The following is a 15264-nucleotide window of genomic DNA, read 5'->3' as shown; positions in this document are numbered from 1 at the left end:
GGGGCTGTTCAGGGCGCCGGGTACGTCCGTCCCTTCCAGGCCGCACCGCGCCCCCGGTAGTGCTGAACCGCCGAGTCCACGGTCATCAGCAGATACAGCAGCGCGGTGAAGGGCAGCAGCGGCGCCCACCACGGCCGCTGCCCGTAGTAGCGCAGCATCGGCACATACGTCCCGCACATCACCGCCCAGGCCGCCCCGCCGAGCGCGGCGGCCGTCGGATCGCCGTCGGCGAGTCCGGCCACCAGCACGCCGGGCGGCGCCAGATACACCAGCGCGAGACCGAGGACCGTGCCGAGCAGCAGCAACGGCTGGTGCAGCAGTTGGGCGTAGGCACTGCGCGAGACCATCCGCCACAGCTCGGCCAACCGCGGATACGGCCGCACGCTGTCGACCCGGTCCGCAAGCCCCAGCCAGATCCGCCCGCCCGTCGCCTGCCGCCGCCCCGAGCCGGATCGCTGCGCGATGCCCCCGTTCGACCGGGAGCGCTTCACCGCACGGGCCAGCGTCACATCGTCGATCACCGCGTGCCGGATCGCCTCCGGAATGCCCGCCCGCTCCGCCGCCTCCCGCCGCAGCAGCACGCAGCCACCGGCCGCCGCCGCGGTCCGCGCCCCGGGACGGTTGACCCACCGGAAGGGGTACAGCTGCCCGAAGAAGTACACGAAGGCCGGCACGATCAGCCGCTCCCAGAAGGTCACCACCCGCAGCCGCGCCATCTGCGACACCACATCCAGGTCCGCCGACCGGGCCGCCGCCACCAACTCCCGCAGACTGTCCGGCTCGTGCGCGATATCCGCATCGGTCAGCAGCAGGTACTCCGGCGCGACCCGTTCCCGCGCCAGCGCGATCCCCTGGCGTACGGCCCACAGCTTCCCCGTCCACCCCGGCTCGGGCTCGCCGGGCGAGGACACCGTGAGCGGCAGCCCCCCGCGCGCGGCCGCCAGCTCCCGGGCCAGTGCGCCGGTCCCGTCCGTACTGCCGTCGTCGACCAGGAACACCTCCGCCCGGCCCGGGTACTTCTGCCCGAGCAGCGACGGCAGGCTGTCCGGCAGCACCGCGGCCTCGTCCCGCGCCGGGACCACCACCGCAACCGACGGCCAGCGCTCCGGATCCCGGCGCTCCGGCAGCCGGACGTCCGTCCGCCAGAAGAAGCCCTGTCCCAGCAGCAGCCACATCCAGGCCAGCAGCGACCCGGCACCGATCCACTCCATCGCGCTCACGGCGGCAGTCTGCCGCACCACGACCGGCGCGCACGGGCGATCGGCACGGTGTCACGGAACCGGGGCCGGGTCGGTGTCACGGAACCCGGGCCAGGCCGGTGTCACGGAACCGGGGCCGGGTCGGTGTCACGGAACCCGGGCCAGGCCGGTGTCACGGAACCCGGGCCAGGCCGGTGTCACGGAACCCGGGCCGGGCCGGAGGCCCCGGTGGGACGCCCGCCGCCCGCGCTCTGCCCCGGCGGGACGCCCGCCGCCCGCGCTCTGCCCCGGCGGGCCGCCCGCCGCCCGCGCTCTGCCCCGGCGGGCCCGCCGCCGCGCCCGGTATACAAGCCGGACGCGCGACTGAGTAAAGTGTCCGGGTGAAGATCGCGCTGATGGACTCCGGGACCGGGCTGCTCGCGGCGGCCGCCGTCATGCGGCGACTGCGGCCGGACGCCGATCTGGTCCTCTCCTCCGATCCCGACGGTATGCCCTGGGGCCCCCGCACCCCCGAGGACGTCACCGCACACGCACTGGCGGTGGCCCGCTCCGCGGCCGCCCACCGCCCCGACGCCCTGATCGTCGCCTGCAACACCGCGTCCGTGCACGCACTGCCGGCACTCCGCGCCGAACTGGAACCCCATGTCCCCGTCATCGGCACCGTCCCGGCCGTCAAGCCCGCGGCAGCCGGTGGCGGCCCGGTCGTCATCTGGGCCACCCCCGCCACCACCGGCAGCCCCTACCAGCGGGAGCTGATCGAGCGGTTCGGGCAGGGCGTGGAGATCACGGGCGTACCGTGCCCGGGGCTCGCCGACGCGATCGAGGCCGCCGACGAGGCCGCGATCGACGACGCCATCGCGGCCGCCGCGCAGCGCACCCCCCGGGACGTGCGCAGCGTCGTCCTCGGCTGCACCCACTACGAACTGGTCGCCGAACGGATTCGCGCCGCGCTCCAGCAGCCCGCTGCCCCCGCTCTCGTCCTGTACGGCTCCGCCGAGGCGGTCGCCGCCCAGGCGCTGCGCCGCATCGGTGCCGAGCCGGCGCCGGCGGCCGCCCCGACCGGCGTTCTGAGCGTGATCCTCAGCGGCCGCCCCGCCGGACTGCCGGCCGCGGCGCTCACCTTCGCCGAGGGCCGGCTGCTCGCCGAGAGCCGTACGGACATCCCCGCGGGGGCCCCGGACGAGGGCGACTCCGCCGCCGACGGGATCGCCGCGACCGCCCGCCGCTGACACCGGCCATGGCGTCGGCGATGACCTCGGCCATGGCGTCGGCGGCGCCGCAATCCGGGCCGTGAACGGCCGTCCGACGCGCTGCCGTAGCGTGCAAAGACGCGTACGCTGCGTCTCATGAGGGACCACCCCCACGAGGGGGCAGCAGCCCCCGACGACCCTGGTACGACCGATGGCGCCGACAGCGGAGCGCGTCCCACCGGCGGCTCCCATGCGGAGATCCCCGAGGTCTGGCACGGCAGTGCCACCAACCGCGTCCAGTGGCTGCTGGCCGCGGTCGGTGCGGGCTGTCTTGCGCTGGGCATCGAGCTCGCCGTCGAGAGCAACTGGACCGCGGGCCTCGCGCCCCTGGTGATGTCGGTGGTCGGCTGTGTCGCGGTCGGCCTGCTGGTGCTCTTCGGCACGCTCGCCTACGTCCATGTCGCGGTACGCATCGACAAGGACTGCCTGGAGGTGCGGTGCGGCCATATAGGGGTGCCACGCCGCCGGATCCCCCTCGACACCGTCGTCGGCGCCGATTTCACTCCCCAGGTCACCCCGCGCCACTGGGGCGGCTGGGGCTACCGCTGGCGGCCCGAGCAGGGCACGGCGGTGGTCGTCCGCCGCGGAGAGGGTGTGGTGGTGCGGCTCGGCGACGGACGCGACTTCACCGTCACCGTCGATGACGCGGAAGGCGCCGTCCGGGCCATCCGGGGCCGGCTGCGGCCGCGCAAGGGGAGCCCGGCGGGCGCCTGAGCACCGAGCGGTCGGGGCGCCCGGCCCGTCCACCCGGCGCTGTACGCGGCACGTTCCCCTCGGTGCTCCACGCGGCTCGTCCCCGGATCGCAGGCGGGCCGTTCCCGGGGTCGCACGTGGGCCGTCACCGGGCACAGGGGGCCGTCACGGGCGTCCCGTAGGGTCGGAGCATGGCAACCCCCGAATTCATCCGCGACCTCCGGAACTCCATCGGCCGGCAGCTGCTCTGGCTGCCCGGGGTGAGCGCGGTCGTCTTCGATGACCAGGGCCGCGTCCTGCTGGGCAAGCGGGCCGACACCGGTGGCTGGTCGGTGATCGGCGGCATCCCCGAGCCCGGCGAACAGCCCGCCGAGACCGCGATGCGTGAGGTCTACGAAGAGACCGCGGTGCGGGTCGTGGCCGAGGGCGTCGTCCTCGTCGAGACCATGCCGCCCACCCGCTACCCCAATGGAGATGTCTGCCAGTTCATGGACGTGACGCTGCGCTGCCGGGCGGTCGGCGGCGAGGCGAAGGTCAATGACGACGAGTCGCTGGACGTGGGCTGGTTCGCCGTGGACGCCCTGCCGGAGCTTGAGGAGTACGCGCTGACCCGCATCAAGCGGGCGCTGGAGGCCGGGCCGACCTGGTTCCACACGATGGAGGCGGAGCCGGAGACGGAGCCGCAGGCGGAGACCGCGCCGGAGGCGGAACCGGAGGGGCCCCAGGCCTGAGGAAATCCGCCCCGGGGCGGGGCCCGAAGCTCCCCGGGGTGGGGCCCGGAGCTCCCCGGGGTGGGGCCCGGAGCTCCCCGGGGTGGGGCCCGGAGCTCCCCGGGGTGGGGCCCGGAGCTCCCCGGGGCGGCGGCCGGCTTCCTTCCCCCGGCCGGTTCCTTCTCCGGTTTCCTTCTCCCTCCGGTTTCCTTCTCCGGTTTTCGTCTCCAGCCTCCTTCCCCCGGCTGCGAGAGACCCGGCAGTGGCTCCGGCGGCCGACCGGAGGGGGCCTACAGCTCCTCCGTCGACGGCTCGTCCATCGGGCCGGAGGGCTCACCGGGAAGCGGCGGCAGCTGGGATCCGTCGGGGCCGTCCGGTCCGCCGGGTTCCCGTGACCGCCCCGGGTCGGAGGGCTGATCGGCCGGCTCCTCGGTGTGCATCTCCCGCTTGTCCTTGCGGCAGGTCGTGATCCAGGTGCCGGTGGGGCCGCTCCCGTACTGGCAGAACCAGCCCCGGACGGCCAGGGTGCCCCGGTCGTCCCGGGCCTCGTGCGGCGCCCGCACGAAGAACTCGGACATCACCCGGCGGGCCTCGTCGCAGCCCACGGTGCCGCCGGCCCCGGGATCCGCGTAGAGGACGACGTCCCCTGCCTTGCCCAGCGCGTCGGGGAGCTCGCCGCAGTCCATCGGCTGCCCGGGGATGGTGGGGGAGGCGGAGCCGGTGTCCTCGTCCGGAGTTCTGTCGGGTGCCGGACCGTTGCCCGCGGCGGACGACGCCGCGGCCGTCGGGCTCCGGTCGTTCTCCGCGTCCCCGCAGCCCGCCGCGGCCAGGGCGAGCAGCACCGTCGGCACGGCGATGAGCCTCCGCATGTCGGTCTCCCTCGGGGCGGCGGTGCGCGGATAGGGCGGCGGTGCGCAGACGGAACGCTGCGTCGTACGACGCTAGGGGCCCACCGGGGCGCCGGCTATCCGGGGCGACCGATCGGGTGAAGCGGGTGGGCGCGAGGAACGGCGGCTCGCGGCCCGCCATGGCGGGTGCGGGCGGGTGCGGGTGCGGGCACCACCTCTGGCGTGGGCCGCCCCATTTGAGGTGGTTCGCCGCCGCAGTCGCTCCATCTGACGTGGTCCGTCGCCACGGTCGCTCCATCTGACGTGGTCCGTCGCCACGGCCGCCCCGTCTGACGTGGTCCGCCGCCACCTCAGGCCCGCGAAGTGTGGCGCCGGGGCACATCGGAGCCGGACCCGTCCGCTGCCTAGGGTGCGGACATGACCGTGATCGGCACCCCAGGCCCGGTATCCCTCGACCTCGACGGCCGCACCGCGCTCGTCACCGGCGCGGCCAGTGGCATCGGACGCGCCTGTGCCCTGCGGCTGGCGGCGGCCGGCGCCACGGTAGTCGCGGTCGACCGCGACGCCGACGGCCTGGCCGGCCTCGTGGCGGCTCACCCGGACGGCGGCCGCGGTCGCATCGAACCCCGGCGGCTGGACCTCACCGATCTGGACGCGGCCGAACGGGTCGCGGCCGGCATCGATCTGCTCGTCAACAACGCGGGCCTCCAGCTCGTCCGCCCCATCGAGGAGTTCCCGCCCGAGGTCTTCCACCAGGTGCTGACCGTCATGCTGGAGGCGCCCTTCCGGCTGCTACGGGGCGCCCTGCCCCATATGTACGCGCAGGGCTGGGGCCGCGTCATCAACATCTCGTCCGTGCACGGCCTGCGGGCATCCCCCTTCAAGTCCGCCTACGTCGCGGCCAAACACGGCCTCGAAGGGCTGTCGAAGACCGCCGCCCTGGAGGGCGCCGCGCACGGCGTCACCAGCAACTGCCTCAACCCCGGCTATGTCCGCACCCCTCTCGTCGAACGGCAGCTCGCCGACCAGGCCGCGGCGCACGGCATCCCGGAGGAACGCGTCCTGGCCGACCTCCTGCTCGCCGACTCCGCCCTCAAGCGGCTGCTCGAACCGGAGGAGGTCGCCGAGGCCGTCGCCTACCTCTGTACTCCCCAGGCCTCCTTCATGACGGGCACCTCGCTGGTGATGGACGGGGGCTGGACCGCGCATTGAGTGCCCGCCGGGCCGGGATCCGGCTCGCGGTTCGCGGTTCGCCCCTGCCGGTCCCCCCGGCTCCTGGTTCCTGGTCCCTGGCTCCCGGCTCCCGGCTCCCGGTTCCCGGCCGCGGAGGCTGGCGCACCGTGACGCACCGAAGGTATCCCTGTGACCATGCCCAACGATCAGCCTGCGTCCGAGCCGCCCCCCGAGCCCGTGCACGCCGTGCCCCCGCCGGCACCCGGCCTCGTAGACGTACATCCATCGGCGCCCGGCCCCGTGGGTACACGTCCGTCGGGGCCCGGCCTCGTGGACGCACGCCCGCAAGCTCCCGATCCCTACGGCCAAGGCCACGCCCCGGCCGACCCCCTCGTCTCCTCCCCGGCCGACCCGCCCGCTTCTTCACCGGCCGACCCGCCCGCCTCTACCCCAGCCGCTCCGCTCGCCCCCGCCCCGGCCGAGAACCCCTTCCTCGGACTCCTGGCCACCGGCGCCCCCGCCGAGGACTACGAACGGCCGGTGCTGCGCGCCCGAGCCGACGGCGAGCCGGCCGGTCGGCTCGCCGCACTGGAGCGGGCCAAGCTCCTCGCGCTGCGGGTACGTGCCGAGCTGGAGGACCGCCGACGGCGCGAGGCCGAGCTGTCCGCGCTCTACGCCACCGCCCACGACCTGGCCGGGCTGCGCGACCTCGACGCGGTGCTGCGTGCGATCGTGCGCCGGGCCCGGTCCCTGCTGGGCACCGAGGTCGCCTACCTCACCCTCCACGACACCGCCGCCGGCGACACCTATATGCGGGTCACCGACGGCTCGGTCTCCGCGCGGTTCCAGCAACTGCGGCTCGGCATGGGCGAAGGCCTGGGCGGGCTGGTCGCGCAGACCGCCCGCCCGTACGTCACCGACAGCTACTTCCACGACGAGCGGTTCCGGCACACCCGCACCATCGACTCGGGCGTCCACGACGAGGGCCTGGTGGCGATCCTCGGGGTGCCGCTGATGCTCGGCAGCGGCGTGATCGGGGTCCTCTTCGCCGCCGACCGCCGCGAGCGGGTCTTCGAACACGGTCAGATCGCCCTGCTCGCCGCCCACGCGGCGCATGCCGCCGTCGCGATCGACACCGCCAACCTCCTCACCGGGACCCGCAAGACTCTCACCGAACTGGAGGCCGCCAACGAGATCATCCGCGACCGCAGTTCGGCCGTCGAGCGAGCCTCGGACATTCACGACCGGCTGACCGAACTGGTACTGCGCGGCGGCGGGGTCATGGACGTGGCGGACGCGCTGGCAAAAGTCCTGCACGGCGAGGTCGAGTTCGCCGACCCCGGCCGGGCACCGGCCGAGGCACTGGAACGCTCGCGCGTCGGCGGCCACGCCGTGAGGGAGGGCACCGAATGGGTCGCGGCGGTCGGGGCGGGCGGCGAGGTCCTGGGCGCCCTCGTCCTGCGCGGTCACCCGGCTCTCGATCCGGTCGACCAGCGCACCCTGGAGCGGGCCGCCATGGTCACCTCGCTGCTCCTGCTCGCCCGGCGGACCGCCGGCGAGGCCGAACAGCGCGTGCGCGGCGAGCTGTTGGACGACCTGCTGGACGCCGCCGACCGTGACCCCCGCCTGCTCGGCGAACGCGCGGCCCGGGTCGGCGCGGACCTCGATGCGCCGCATGTCGTCCTGGCGGCCCGGACCGACGGTGCACCACCGGGGCACGGAGACGCTGCATCACCGGCGCACGGAGCGAGCGCACCCCCGGCGCACGGGGTCAGCGCACCCCCGGCGTACGGAGCGGCGATATCCGACCGCGACGCCGCCTCCCCGCCGACGGCCGCCTCCCCGCCGCATGCTGCCTCCTCACCCGAGGGGGCCCCACCCGAGGGGGCCTCACCGGACGGGGCCCCACCGGACGGGGCCTCACCGGACGGGGCCTCCTCCCCTCCCGACGGCGCCGATCGCCGCCGCCTGTGGTCGGCCGCCTCCCATCTCGCCGCCACCCGCCAGGGACTGGCCGCCGAACGGGACGGCGGCGCCGTCCTGCTGCTGCCGCTCGGCCCCGACGGGGACCCGGCGCACACCGCCCGCGAGATCGCCGCCCGGCTCGGGGCCGCGCTGCACCAGCCCGTCACGGTCGGTGCCTCGGCCCCGGTCCCGGCCCCCGCCGCCCGCCCCGCGGCGGTCGCGGACGCCTACGCCGAGGCCCGGCGCTGCCGGGAGGCGCTGCGCGTACTGGGCCGGGCGGGCCAGGGGGCGGCCGCTGCCGACTTCGGCTTCCTCGGCCTGCTGCTCGCCGACACCCGCGATGTGGACGGTTTCGTCCACCGCACCCTGGGCCCGGTCGCCGACTACGACGCCCGCCGCGGGACGGAGCTGCTGCGCACCCTCGGTGCCTACTTCGCCTGCGGGATGAGCCCGGCCCGTACCAAGGACGCCCTGCATGTCCACGTGAACACCGTCGCCCAGCGCCTGGAGCGGGTGAGCCGGCTGCTGGGCCCCGAATGGCAGACGCCGGCGCGCGCCCTGGAAATCCAACTGGCGCTGCGGCTGCACCAGCTGTCCTCCGCCGTGACGGGCGATACCGGCGGGTAGACGGGGACGGTGCTCCGCGCCGCGCCCGCGTCCGGTCCGTACCGATAGCCGCCTCCGGGTGCGCGCCGCCGCGACCTGCGGCAGCGTGGTGGCCGAAGCTTCCCCCTTCCCACCGCACAGAGGAGTTCGTCATGGGTGACAAAGGCGCCATGGACAAGATGAAGGGCAAGGCCAAGCAGAAGGCCGGCAAGATCATGGGCGACGAGCGCATGAAGAGCGAAGGCCGTACGGACGAGGCCAAGGGCAAGGCCAAGGGCGCGATGGGCAACGCCAAGGAGAACGTCCAAGGGATGAAGGACTCCCTGAAGAGCAAGAACCACTCCTGACGCCCGGCGGGGGCGTGGCGGACCTGCTGCCCCGTCTCCCGGAGCGTCCCCGGGCCCGCCACGCCCCCGCCGAACATCAGGTTCCCCGGCCCCTCGGCCAACCCTCAGGACGGTACGGCCGACGACGTCCCGCCTTCCGCCGCTCCCGTGCCCGTCGCACGGAGCGCACCGGCCGTCGCCGTGCCGTCCACCGCAGCGAGATCCCGGCTGCGGGTCTCGCGCGCCACGCCCACCGCGAGCAGCGTCAGCAGGGCCGCGGCGATGACATACAGGGCGATCGGCGCCGGGCTGCCGAAGTCGGCGAGCAGCGCGGTCGCGATCAGCGGGGCGGGCGCGCCGGCCGCGACCGAGGAGAACTGGGCCCCGATCGAGGCGCCCGAGTACCGCATCCGGGTCGCGAACATCTCCGCGAAGAAGGCCGCCTGCGGCGCATACATCGCACCGTGGAAGACCAGCCCGACGCTCACCGCGAGCAGCAGCGGCCCGAACTGGCGGGAGTCCACCAGCGCGAAGAACGGGAACGCCCAGACGGCGACGCCGACCGCGCCCAGGAGGTAGACCGGCCTGCGCCCGATCCGGTCCGAGAGCGCACCCCAGGCAGGGATGACCGCGAAGTGCAGCGCCGAAGCGATCAGCACGGCATTGAGGGCGGTCTGCTGTGACAGCCCGGTGTGCGCGGTCGCGTAGACGAGCACGAACGCCGTGATCACGTAGTACGAGATGTTCTCGGCCATCCGCGCGCCCATCGCGATCAGCACATCCCGCCAGTGGTGGACGAGCACCGCCACCAACGGCAGCCTCTCCACCGCGGCACCCTCCGCCCGCCGTTCCTCGGCGCTCGCCAACGCGGCCTTGAACACCGGCGATTCATCGACCGAGAGCCGGACCCACAGCCCCACGATCACCAGCACGCCCGAGAGCAGGAACGGCACCCGCCACCCCCAGGACGCGAACGCCGCATCCGACAACAGCGCCGTCATCACCGACAGCACACCGGTGGCCAGCAACTGCCCTGCGGGCGCGCCGGTTTGCGGCCAGGACGCCCAGAATCCGCGCCGCCGCGCGTCACCGTGCTCCGACACCAGCAACACCGCGCCGCCCCACTCACCGCCCAGCGCGAATCCCTGGATCAGCCGCAGCACGGTCAGCAGCACCGGCGCCGCGGTACCGACCGTCGCATGCGTCGGCAGCAACCCGATCGCGAACGTCGCGCCGCCCATCATCAGCAGGCTGAGCACCAGGAGCCTTTTACGCCCCAGCCGGTCCCCGTAATGCCCGAACACCAAGGCCCCGAGGGGCCGCGCCGCAAACCCCACCGCGTAGGTCACAAACGACAACAGGGTCCCGACGAGCGGATCCGAGCCGGGAAAGAACAGCTTGTTGAACACCAGCGCCGCGGCAGACCCGTAGAGAAAGAAGTCGTACCACTCAACGGTGGTGCCGATCAGACTCGCGGCGACGATGCGCTTGAGGTCGGTGGGTGGTGGGGCGGGGGCGGGGGGAGCGGTTGGGGAGGGCATCGGCACCACTTCCTGGCGTGGGACGGGGACGTTCTCGTGTCGCCATACCGTAGGAACGCGCAGTTCAGAGGCGTATGTGGTGGGACGCCACACTTCGGTCCCCGAGCATGCGGGCGGGCACCATGACGGGGCGGGCAGAGGGGGCCGAGCGGCACCGTGACATGCTCTGGGCGCATGGGCGCCTGGAGACGCCGTATGGTCCCGTGCCATTCGCCCGGCCCGGTTTCCTCCGTGCTCCCGGGTCTTTCCATAGCTCTGGTGGGCTGCCTGCTCCTCCTGCTGTACCTCGACTGCCCACTCGTCAATAGGGGGCAGCACGCAGCCGACACCGGCGCCCCTTGAGTCTGAGCACCCAGCGGCGTTCCACGAAGGCAACAGGGCCCAGCCGGTGGGGTACTCGGTGGGAAGCTGCCGGCCGGCGCCGGTGCGGTACCCGTCAGGAATATGCGAGTGGCGGTCTCCGTTAAGGAAGACGACCAACACCTGCTCCCTGATGAGGCTTTCGATGTCCGTGCCGTCCACGCCCTCCCCCGCAGATGCGTCACCTCGCCGCCATGAGTTAACCGACCGTGTAGTCGCACTGATCGGCGGTGGTTCGGGCATCGGGTTGCGTGTTGCTCATCAGGCTGCCGCGGCGGGAGCGAAGGTGGTGCTGGGGGGCCGTACACCGGAGAAGCTGGCTGCCGCGGCACGAGAGGTGGGGGAGGCCGCCACCTGGCAGACGGTGGATGTGACGGACCCTCGTTCCGTCGCCTCGTTCTTCGGCGCACGCGACCGGGTCGATCACGTCTTCACAACCGCGGCGTCCTATCGGGTCGGGCCGATGCTGAAGCTGGACGACGCCGACGCGGCGAGTCCCTTCACCTCCAAATTCTGGGGTCAGTACCACGTGGCCAAGTACGCGGCACCGCTGCTGCCGCCCGACGGCTCCGTCGTCCTCATGTCCGGCGCCGCGGGGGCACGGCCGCCGGCGCCCGCTCCTGCCTACGCCGCCTGCAATGCCGCCATCGAAGGACTCGGACGGGGACTCGCGGTCGAACTCGCTCCCGTGCGGGTCAACGTGATCTCGCCGGGCACCGTAGACGGCAATCTCTGGGCACAGCGACCGGCTCAGGAACGTGACGCCGGCTTCACCCAGTACCGCAACGACACCCTGCTGCACCGCCTAGCAACCGAGGACGAGATCGCCCATGGCGTTCTGTTTCTCTTCACCAACGGCTACATGACCGGTTCGACCATCTATCCGGACGGCGGTTACACGCTGCGCTAGTGGTTCGTCTCACCTCGTTGACCAGGTGCTCGTTGTTGATCTCGCTCGGCCGCCGCATCTGCGGATCGGCGCAGTGCTCGATGCCGCGATCACCAAGCCGCTGATACGCCCGGTCGAAGAGCTCGTCGTCGATCAGGAACGCGTAATGCTGCATCTGGATCTCCACCGGCGGCTCGGCGAACGGAAGCAGCCCGCCGTCGGAGAGCTGGACGTTGACGAACGGGTCCCAGGGCGGTGCTTCAGGGAGTTCCGGCAGCTTCCGTGCACCCGCAGTGCGATCTCCCCCCCACCGGGTGACCGATCTGTGTGTGGCGTAGCGCCGGTGCCGGCTGGGACCCGTGGAGAGGCCCGTCAAAAGTTTTTCAACGCTCCACCAATCCGGAGGCGTTGCGGCTCCGAATCACGGCAGACACCTCGCCGAGGTGTCGGTCTCGGACCCGGACGACGTGCGGCCTCCCCCCTCCCCGCGGAGGCCGCCGGAAAAGGATCGAACGTGATAGCCAAGCGCACCAGCCGCCTCGCCGCACTCGTCGCTCTGCCCGCCGCCATGGCCCTCACCGTGGGCGCCTCGTCCCAGGCCGCCGCCGAGGGCACCGGAGCGTTCCAGATCAATCTGGCGCAGCTGAACGACTCCGGTTCCAAGGGCACGGCGATGCTCAGCCTCCAGGGCAACCGGCTGACGGTGAAGATCGAGTCCGAGGGACTCGTACCCGGACAGCCCCATGCCCAGCACCTCCACGGCTCCACCGATGGTCATGACTTCCACTGCCCGGATCCGAGCGCCGACACGAACGGCGACGGAGTCATCGACAACACCGAAGCCACGGTCGACTACGGCAACATCAACATCTCCCTCACCACCAAGGGACCCACGGACATGATGAGCGGCCTGGCCGTCGACCGCATGCCCGTGGCGGACGCGCAGGGCAAGCTCTCCTACCAGCGCACGCTCACCGTCTCCCAGGCCGTGGTCGACCACATCAAGGACCTGCACATCGTGCAGCACGGCATCGACCGCAACAACAACCAGAAGTACGACTTCGACGGTGCGGGCAAGAGCGAACTCGATCCGAAGCTTCCCCAGGAGGCCACCGCTCCGACCAACTGCGGTGAGGTCAAAGGCGCTGCGGTGGGATCCATACCGGTCGGCGGGGTCGAGACCGGAACCGGGCCCTCCGAGGAGCAAGGGGTGCCGTTGGCCGTGCTGGGTGCGGGAGGCGTCGCCTTCGTGGCGCTGACCGGCGTGCTGACCGTCATGCGGCGCCGGAAGACCGTGCTCGCCGCCGGGCGTCCCGGGAGCAACGGGAGCGCCGCATGAGCCGCCGGAGCGAGGACAGCGTGATCACCGTACGGCGCCGGGGCCACCGCGTGCTCGGCTGCGCGATCGCCGCGGCACTGGCGAGCGTGCTCGTCGCGGGGTGCGGAGGACAGGAAACGGCGTCGCCTCCGCCGGTTCCCGCGGGCCAGCCGCCGGCCAAGGGCGGGGACCCGGCCAAGGGCGGGGACCCGGCCCAGGGCGGGGACGCGTCCCAGGACGGAGCGACGGGTGAAGGATCCGGGAGCCAGGCCGCCGCGAGCATGCCGAAGTCCGTTCCGCAACGGCTCTCCATCCCGTCGCTCCAGGTCTCCTCCACGCTGGAGACGCTGGGGCAGCACAAGAACGGGGCCATGGAGACCCCGCGCGACCCCGACAAGGCGGGCTGGTACCGGCCGGGGCCGACGCCCGGCTCCCAGGGACCGGCCGTGATCGCAGGCCATGTCTCCTGGAACGGCAAGCCGTCGGTCTTCGAGAAGCTGTCGACGATGAAGGCCGGGGACACCATCGAGGTGGCCCGGCAGGACGGGAAGACGGCGAAGTTCACCGTGGACCGTGTCGCGCAGTACCCGAAGAACAAGTTCCCCACGGTCGAGGTGTACAAGAACATCGACCGGGCCGGCCTCCGCCTGATCACCTGCGGCGGCCAGTACAACGAGGGCCGGCACTACTACCCCGACAACGTGGTGGTGTTCGCCAGCCTCACGGGCAGTGCGTAAGCCGAACCCCTGAGAACGGGCCGACGGTCCGGCGCCCCTTACGGGAGGCCGGGCCGCCGGATCGCCCGCGACCGGCAACCGCCATACTGCGTGCGATCTTTCTGCTCGTCCCGAAGGGAACCCCGCGACGTGTCCTCCACCCCCTCCCTGCCCCTCACGCGCACCCGCGTCGTCATCGTCGGGGCCGGGCCCGCCGGGCTCACCGTGGCGAATCTGCTGCGCACCGCCGGAGTCGACTGTGTGGTGCTGGAGACGGAGAGCAGGCAGTTCATCGAGCAGCGGCCGCGCGCCGGCTTCATGGAGGAGTGGGCGGTGCAGGCGCTGGACCGGCACGGGCTGGCCGACCGGCTGCTCGAACGTGCCGACACCCAGGGAGAGTTCGAGTTCCGCTTCGAGGGTGAGCGGCACACCGTACCGACGGCACGGCTGTCGGGGCGGCGCCACTACGTCTATCCGCAGCCGCTGCTCGTCACCGACCTGGTGGCGTCGTATGTCGACGAGGCGGGCGGTGAGGTGCGCTTCGGCGTATGCGGCGTGGAGTTGCACGACATCGACGGGGACCGGCCGGCCGTCTCCTACACGGACCCGGTGACCGGCGCCCGGCACCGCATCGCGTGCGACTTCATCGCGGGCTGCGACGGTGCGCGCGGGGTGAGCCGGGCGGCCATACCCGCCGACCGGGCGGTCCTCACCCGTCATGACCACGGCGTCGCCTGGCTCGCGCTCCTCGCCGAGGCTCCGCCGTCCGCCGGCGGTGTGGTCTTCGGTATCCATGAGCGCGGATTCGGTGCCCATATGGCCCGTAGTCCCCAGGTCACCCGTTACTACCTTCAGGTCGAGCCGGGTGAGGACGCCGGGGACTGGTCGCACAGCCGGGTGTGGAACGAGCTGCACACCCGGCTCGCCGCCGCCGGGGCCCCGCCGCTGACCGAAGGGCCGCTGATCGAGAAGGTGGTCCTGGACATGCACGACTACGTGGTGGAGCCGATGGCGTACGGCCGGCTCTACCTGGCGGGTGACTCGGCACATCTGGTGGCGCCGATCGCCGCGAAGGGCATGAACCTGGCGCTCCACGACGCCCTGCTGCTCGGCGAGGCGCTGATTGCCCACTACCAGGGCGACGACAGCGGCCTCGACGGCTATGGGCAGGCCTGTCTGCGGCGGGTCTGGCAGTACCTGGAGTTCTCGCAGTGGCTCTCCTACGTGCTGCACGGTGCCTCGTCCGGCGACCGCATGCAGGCGGGCACGGCCTCCGCGCGGCTGCGGCGGCTGCTGGGGTCCCCGTCCGCGGCCAAGGCGTTCGCCGGGCTGTACCTCGGCGAGGAGGCGGACCTGTAGTCCGGTCCGTAACCCGGCGCGGACGAGGATCGGTAGTGTCGTGACCGACGTACTCGAAACCGCACGTCCGTGGGGTGATTCACATTCCGGAGTGGGGTGGGCCCTGGCGGGCCGGGTACGCGGCCACGTGATCGCCGGGCGAGATACCGTTGTGAAGTGGTAGAAATTCGGCGAAAAGCATCGCTGAAACTCCGAGGAAGGGAGACGCCATGTCATCGAAGCGCCGTCGCAAGAAGAAGGCCCGTCGCAAGAACGGGGCCAACCACGGCAAGCGGCCGCAGTCCTGAGTCAAGGACGGTGACCTGAGGGAC

14 protein-coding genes and 1 pseudogene are annotated in these 15264 nt (G+C 72.7%); 11 read left to right on the top strand and 4 right to left on the bottom strand.

The features are described from left to right. Positions 1-8: 8 nt before the first annotated feature. The gene (locus ACGFR7_RS12535) at positions 9-1211 is read right to left on the bottom strand and encodes a glycosyltransferase (protein ID WP_393317599.1); all 1203 of its coding nucleotides are present in this window, start codon (positions 1209-1211) and stop codon (positions 9-11) included. Positions 1212-1579: 368 nt separating this feature from the next. Here ACGFR7_RS12535 and ACGFR7_RS12530 point away from each other — a divergent pair, with 368 nt between their 5' ends. From ACGFR7_RS12530 to ACGFR7_RS12520, 3 genes are all read left to right on the top strand, one after another. After that, a complete protein-coding gene (locus ACGFR7_RS12530) occupies positions 1580-2428 on the top strand; it encodes a glutamate racemase (RefSeq protein WP_393316933.1) in 849 nt (282 codons plus the stop codon). A gap of 117 nt (positions 2429-2545) precedes the next feature. After that, entirely contained in the window at positions 2546-3163 is a 618-nt protein-coding gene (locus ACGFR7_RS12525) for a hypothetical protein (RefSeq protein WP_393316930.1), read from the top strand. Between the two features lie 170 nt (positions 3164-3333). Further along, a complete protein-coding gene (locus ACGFR7_RS12520) occupies positions 3334-3873 on the top strand; it encodes an NUDIX domain-containing protein (protein ID WP_393316927.1) in 540 nt (179 codons plus the stop codon). 269 nt (positions 3874-4142) lie between these two features. On the opposite strand, the gene ACGFR7_RS12515 is transcribed toward ACGFR7_RS12520, so the two are convergent. Then, complete coding sequence (locus ACGFR7_RS12515) at positions 4143-4721, bottom strand: hypothetical protein (protein WP_393316925.1); 579 nt, start codon at positions 4719-4721, stop codon at positions 4143-4145. Positions 4722-5117: 396 nt separating this feature from the next. Between ACGFR7_RS12515 and ACGFR7_RS12510 the strand changes: the two genes are divergently transcribed. From ACGFR7_RS12510 to ACGFR7_RS12500, 3 genes are all read left to right on the top strand, one after another. Beyond that, entirely contained in the window at positions 5118-5912 is a 795-nt protein-coding gene (locus ACGFR7_RS12510; RefSeq protein ID WP_393316922.1) for a 3-hydroxybutyrate dehydrogenase, read from the top strand. A gap of 462 nt (positions 5913-6374) precedes the next feature. Beyond that, positions 6375-8465 (top strand): helix-turn-helix domain-containing protein, encoded by a 2091-nt coding sequence (locus tag ACGFR7_RS12505; protein WP_393317596.1) that lies wholly within the window; start codon positions 6375-6377, stop codon positions 8463-8465. A gap of 131 nt (positions 8466-8596) precedes the next feature. Continuing rightward, positions 8597-8791 carry a CsbD family protein gene (locus tag ACGFR7_RS12500; RefSeq protein ID WP_393316919.1) on the top strand — a complete coding sequence of 65 codons (195 nt, stop codon included), beginning with the start codon at positions 8597-8599 and terminating at the stop codon, positions 8789-8791. Between the two features lie 104 nt (positions 8792-8895). Here ACGFR7_RS12500 and ACGFR7_RS12495 read toward each other — a convergent pair whose 3' ends face one another. After that, on the bottom strand, positions 8896-10311 hold the full coding sequence (locus tag ACGFR7_RS12495; RefSeq protein ID WP_393316917.1) for an MFS transporter: 1416 nt from the start codon (positions 10309-10311) through the stop codon (positions 8896-8898). Positions 10312-10804: 493 nt separating this feature from the next. Between ACGFR7_RS12495 and ACGFR7_RS12490 the strand changes: the two genes are divergently transcribed. After that, positions 10805-11581: an SDR family oxidoreductase gene (locus tag ACGFR7_RS12490; protein WP_393316914.1), complete on the top strand. Its 777-nt coding sequence runs from the start codon at positions 10805-10807 to the stop codon at positions 11579-11581. A gap of 25 nt (positions 11582-11606) precedes the next feature. Here the strand turns inward: ACGFR7_RS12490 and ACGFR7_RS12485 are convergent. Continuing rightward, positions 11607-11843, bottom strand: a pseudogene (locus tag ACGFR7_RS12485) (VOC family protein); the annotation flags it as partial. Positions 11844-12074: 231 nt separating this feature from the next. Between ACGFR7_RS12485 and ACGFR7_RS12480 the strand changes: the two are divergent. From ACGFR7_RS12480 to ACGFR7_RS12465, 4 genes are all read left to right on the top strand, one after another. Beyond that, positions 12075-12899 carry a hypothetical protein gene (locus ACGFR7_RS12480; protein WP_393316912.1) on the top strand — a complete coding sequence of 275 codons (825 nt, stop codon included), beginning with the start codon at positions 12075-12077 and terminating at the stop codon, positions 12897-12899. Then, entirely contained in the window at positions 12896-13615 is a 720-nt protein-coding gene (locus ACGFR7_RS12475) for a class F sortase (protein WP_393316910.1), read from the top strand. Before ACGFR7_RS12480 ends, ACGFR7_RS12475 begins: the two co-directional genes overlap by 4 nt. A gap of 129 nt (positions 13616-13744) precedes the next feature. Then, on the top strand, positions 13745-14953 hold the full coding sequence (locus tag ACGFR7_RS12470; RefSeq protein ID WP_393316907.1) for a 4-hydroxybenzoate 3-monooxygenase: 1209 nt from the start codon (positions 13745-13747) through the stop codon (positions 14951-14953). 209 nt (positions 14954-15162) lie between these two features. Continuing rightward, complete coding sequence (locus ACGFR7_RS12465) at positions 15163-15240, top strand: 50S ribosomal protein bL37 (protein WP_370454205.1); 78 nt, start codon at positions 15163-15165, stop codon at positions 15238-15240. The last annotated feature ends 24 nt before the right edge of the window (positions 15241-15264 follow it).

Source organism: Streptomyces sp. NPDC048516, from assembly GCF_043199875.1.
Taxonomy (GTDB): Bacteria; Actinomycetota; Actinomycetes; order Streptomycetales; family Streptomycetaceae; genus Streptomyces.
The sequence above is the reverse complement of the archived record's forward strand: the minus strand, read 5'-3'. Positions and strand labels throughout refer to the sequence as shown.

Excerpts from the sequence above, each read along its gene's own strand:
- ACGFR7_RS12520 (WP_393316927.1), top strand. The coding sequence starts at position 3,334 with ATGGCAACCCCCGAATTCATCCGCGACCTCCGGAACTCCATCGGCCGG.
- ACGFR7_RS12465 (WP_370454205.1), top strand. The coding sequence starts at position 15,163 with ATGTCATCGAAGCGCCGTCGCAAGAAGAAGGCCCGTCGCAAGAACGGG.
- ACGFR7_RS12490 (WP_393316914.1), top strand. The coding sequence starts at position 10,805 with ATGAGGCTTTCGATGTCCGTGCCGTCCACGCCCTCCCCCGCAGATGCG.
- ACGFR7_RS12535 (WP_393317599.1), bottom strand. The coding sequence starts at position 1,211 with ATGGAGTGGATCGGTGCCGGGTCGCTGCTGGCCTGGATGTGGCTGCTG.
- ACGFR7_RS12500 (WP_393316919.1), top strand. The coding sequence starts at position 8,597 with ATGGGTGACAAAGGCGCCATGGACAAGATGAAGGGCAAGGCCAAGCAG.
- ACGFR7_RS12525 (WP_393316930.1), top strand. The coding sequence starts at position 2,546 with ATGAGGGACCACCCCCACGAGGGGGCAGCAGCCCCCGACGACCCTGGT.
- ACGFR7_RS12510 (WP_393316922.1), top strand. The coding sequence starts at position 5,118 with ATGACCGTGATCGGCACCCCAGGCCCGGTATCCCTCGACCTCGACGGC.
- ACGFR7_RS12495 (WP_393316917.1), bottom strand. The coding sequence starts at position 10,311 with ATGCCCTCCCCAACCGCTCCCCCCGCCCCCGCCCCACCACCCACCGAC.
- ACGFR7_RS12475 (WP_393316910.1), top strand. The coding sequence starts at position 12,896 with ATGAGCCGCCGGAGCGAGGACAGCGTGATCACCGTACGGCGCCGGGGC.
- ACGFR7_RS12515 (WP_393316925.1), bottom strand. The coding sequence starts at position 4,721 with ATGCGGAGGCTCATCGCCGTGCCGACGGTGCTGCTCGCCCTGGCCGCG.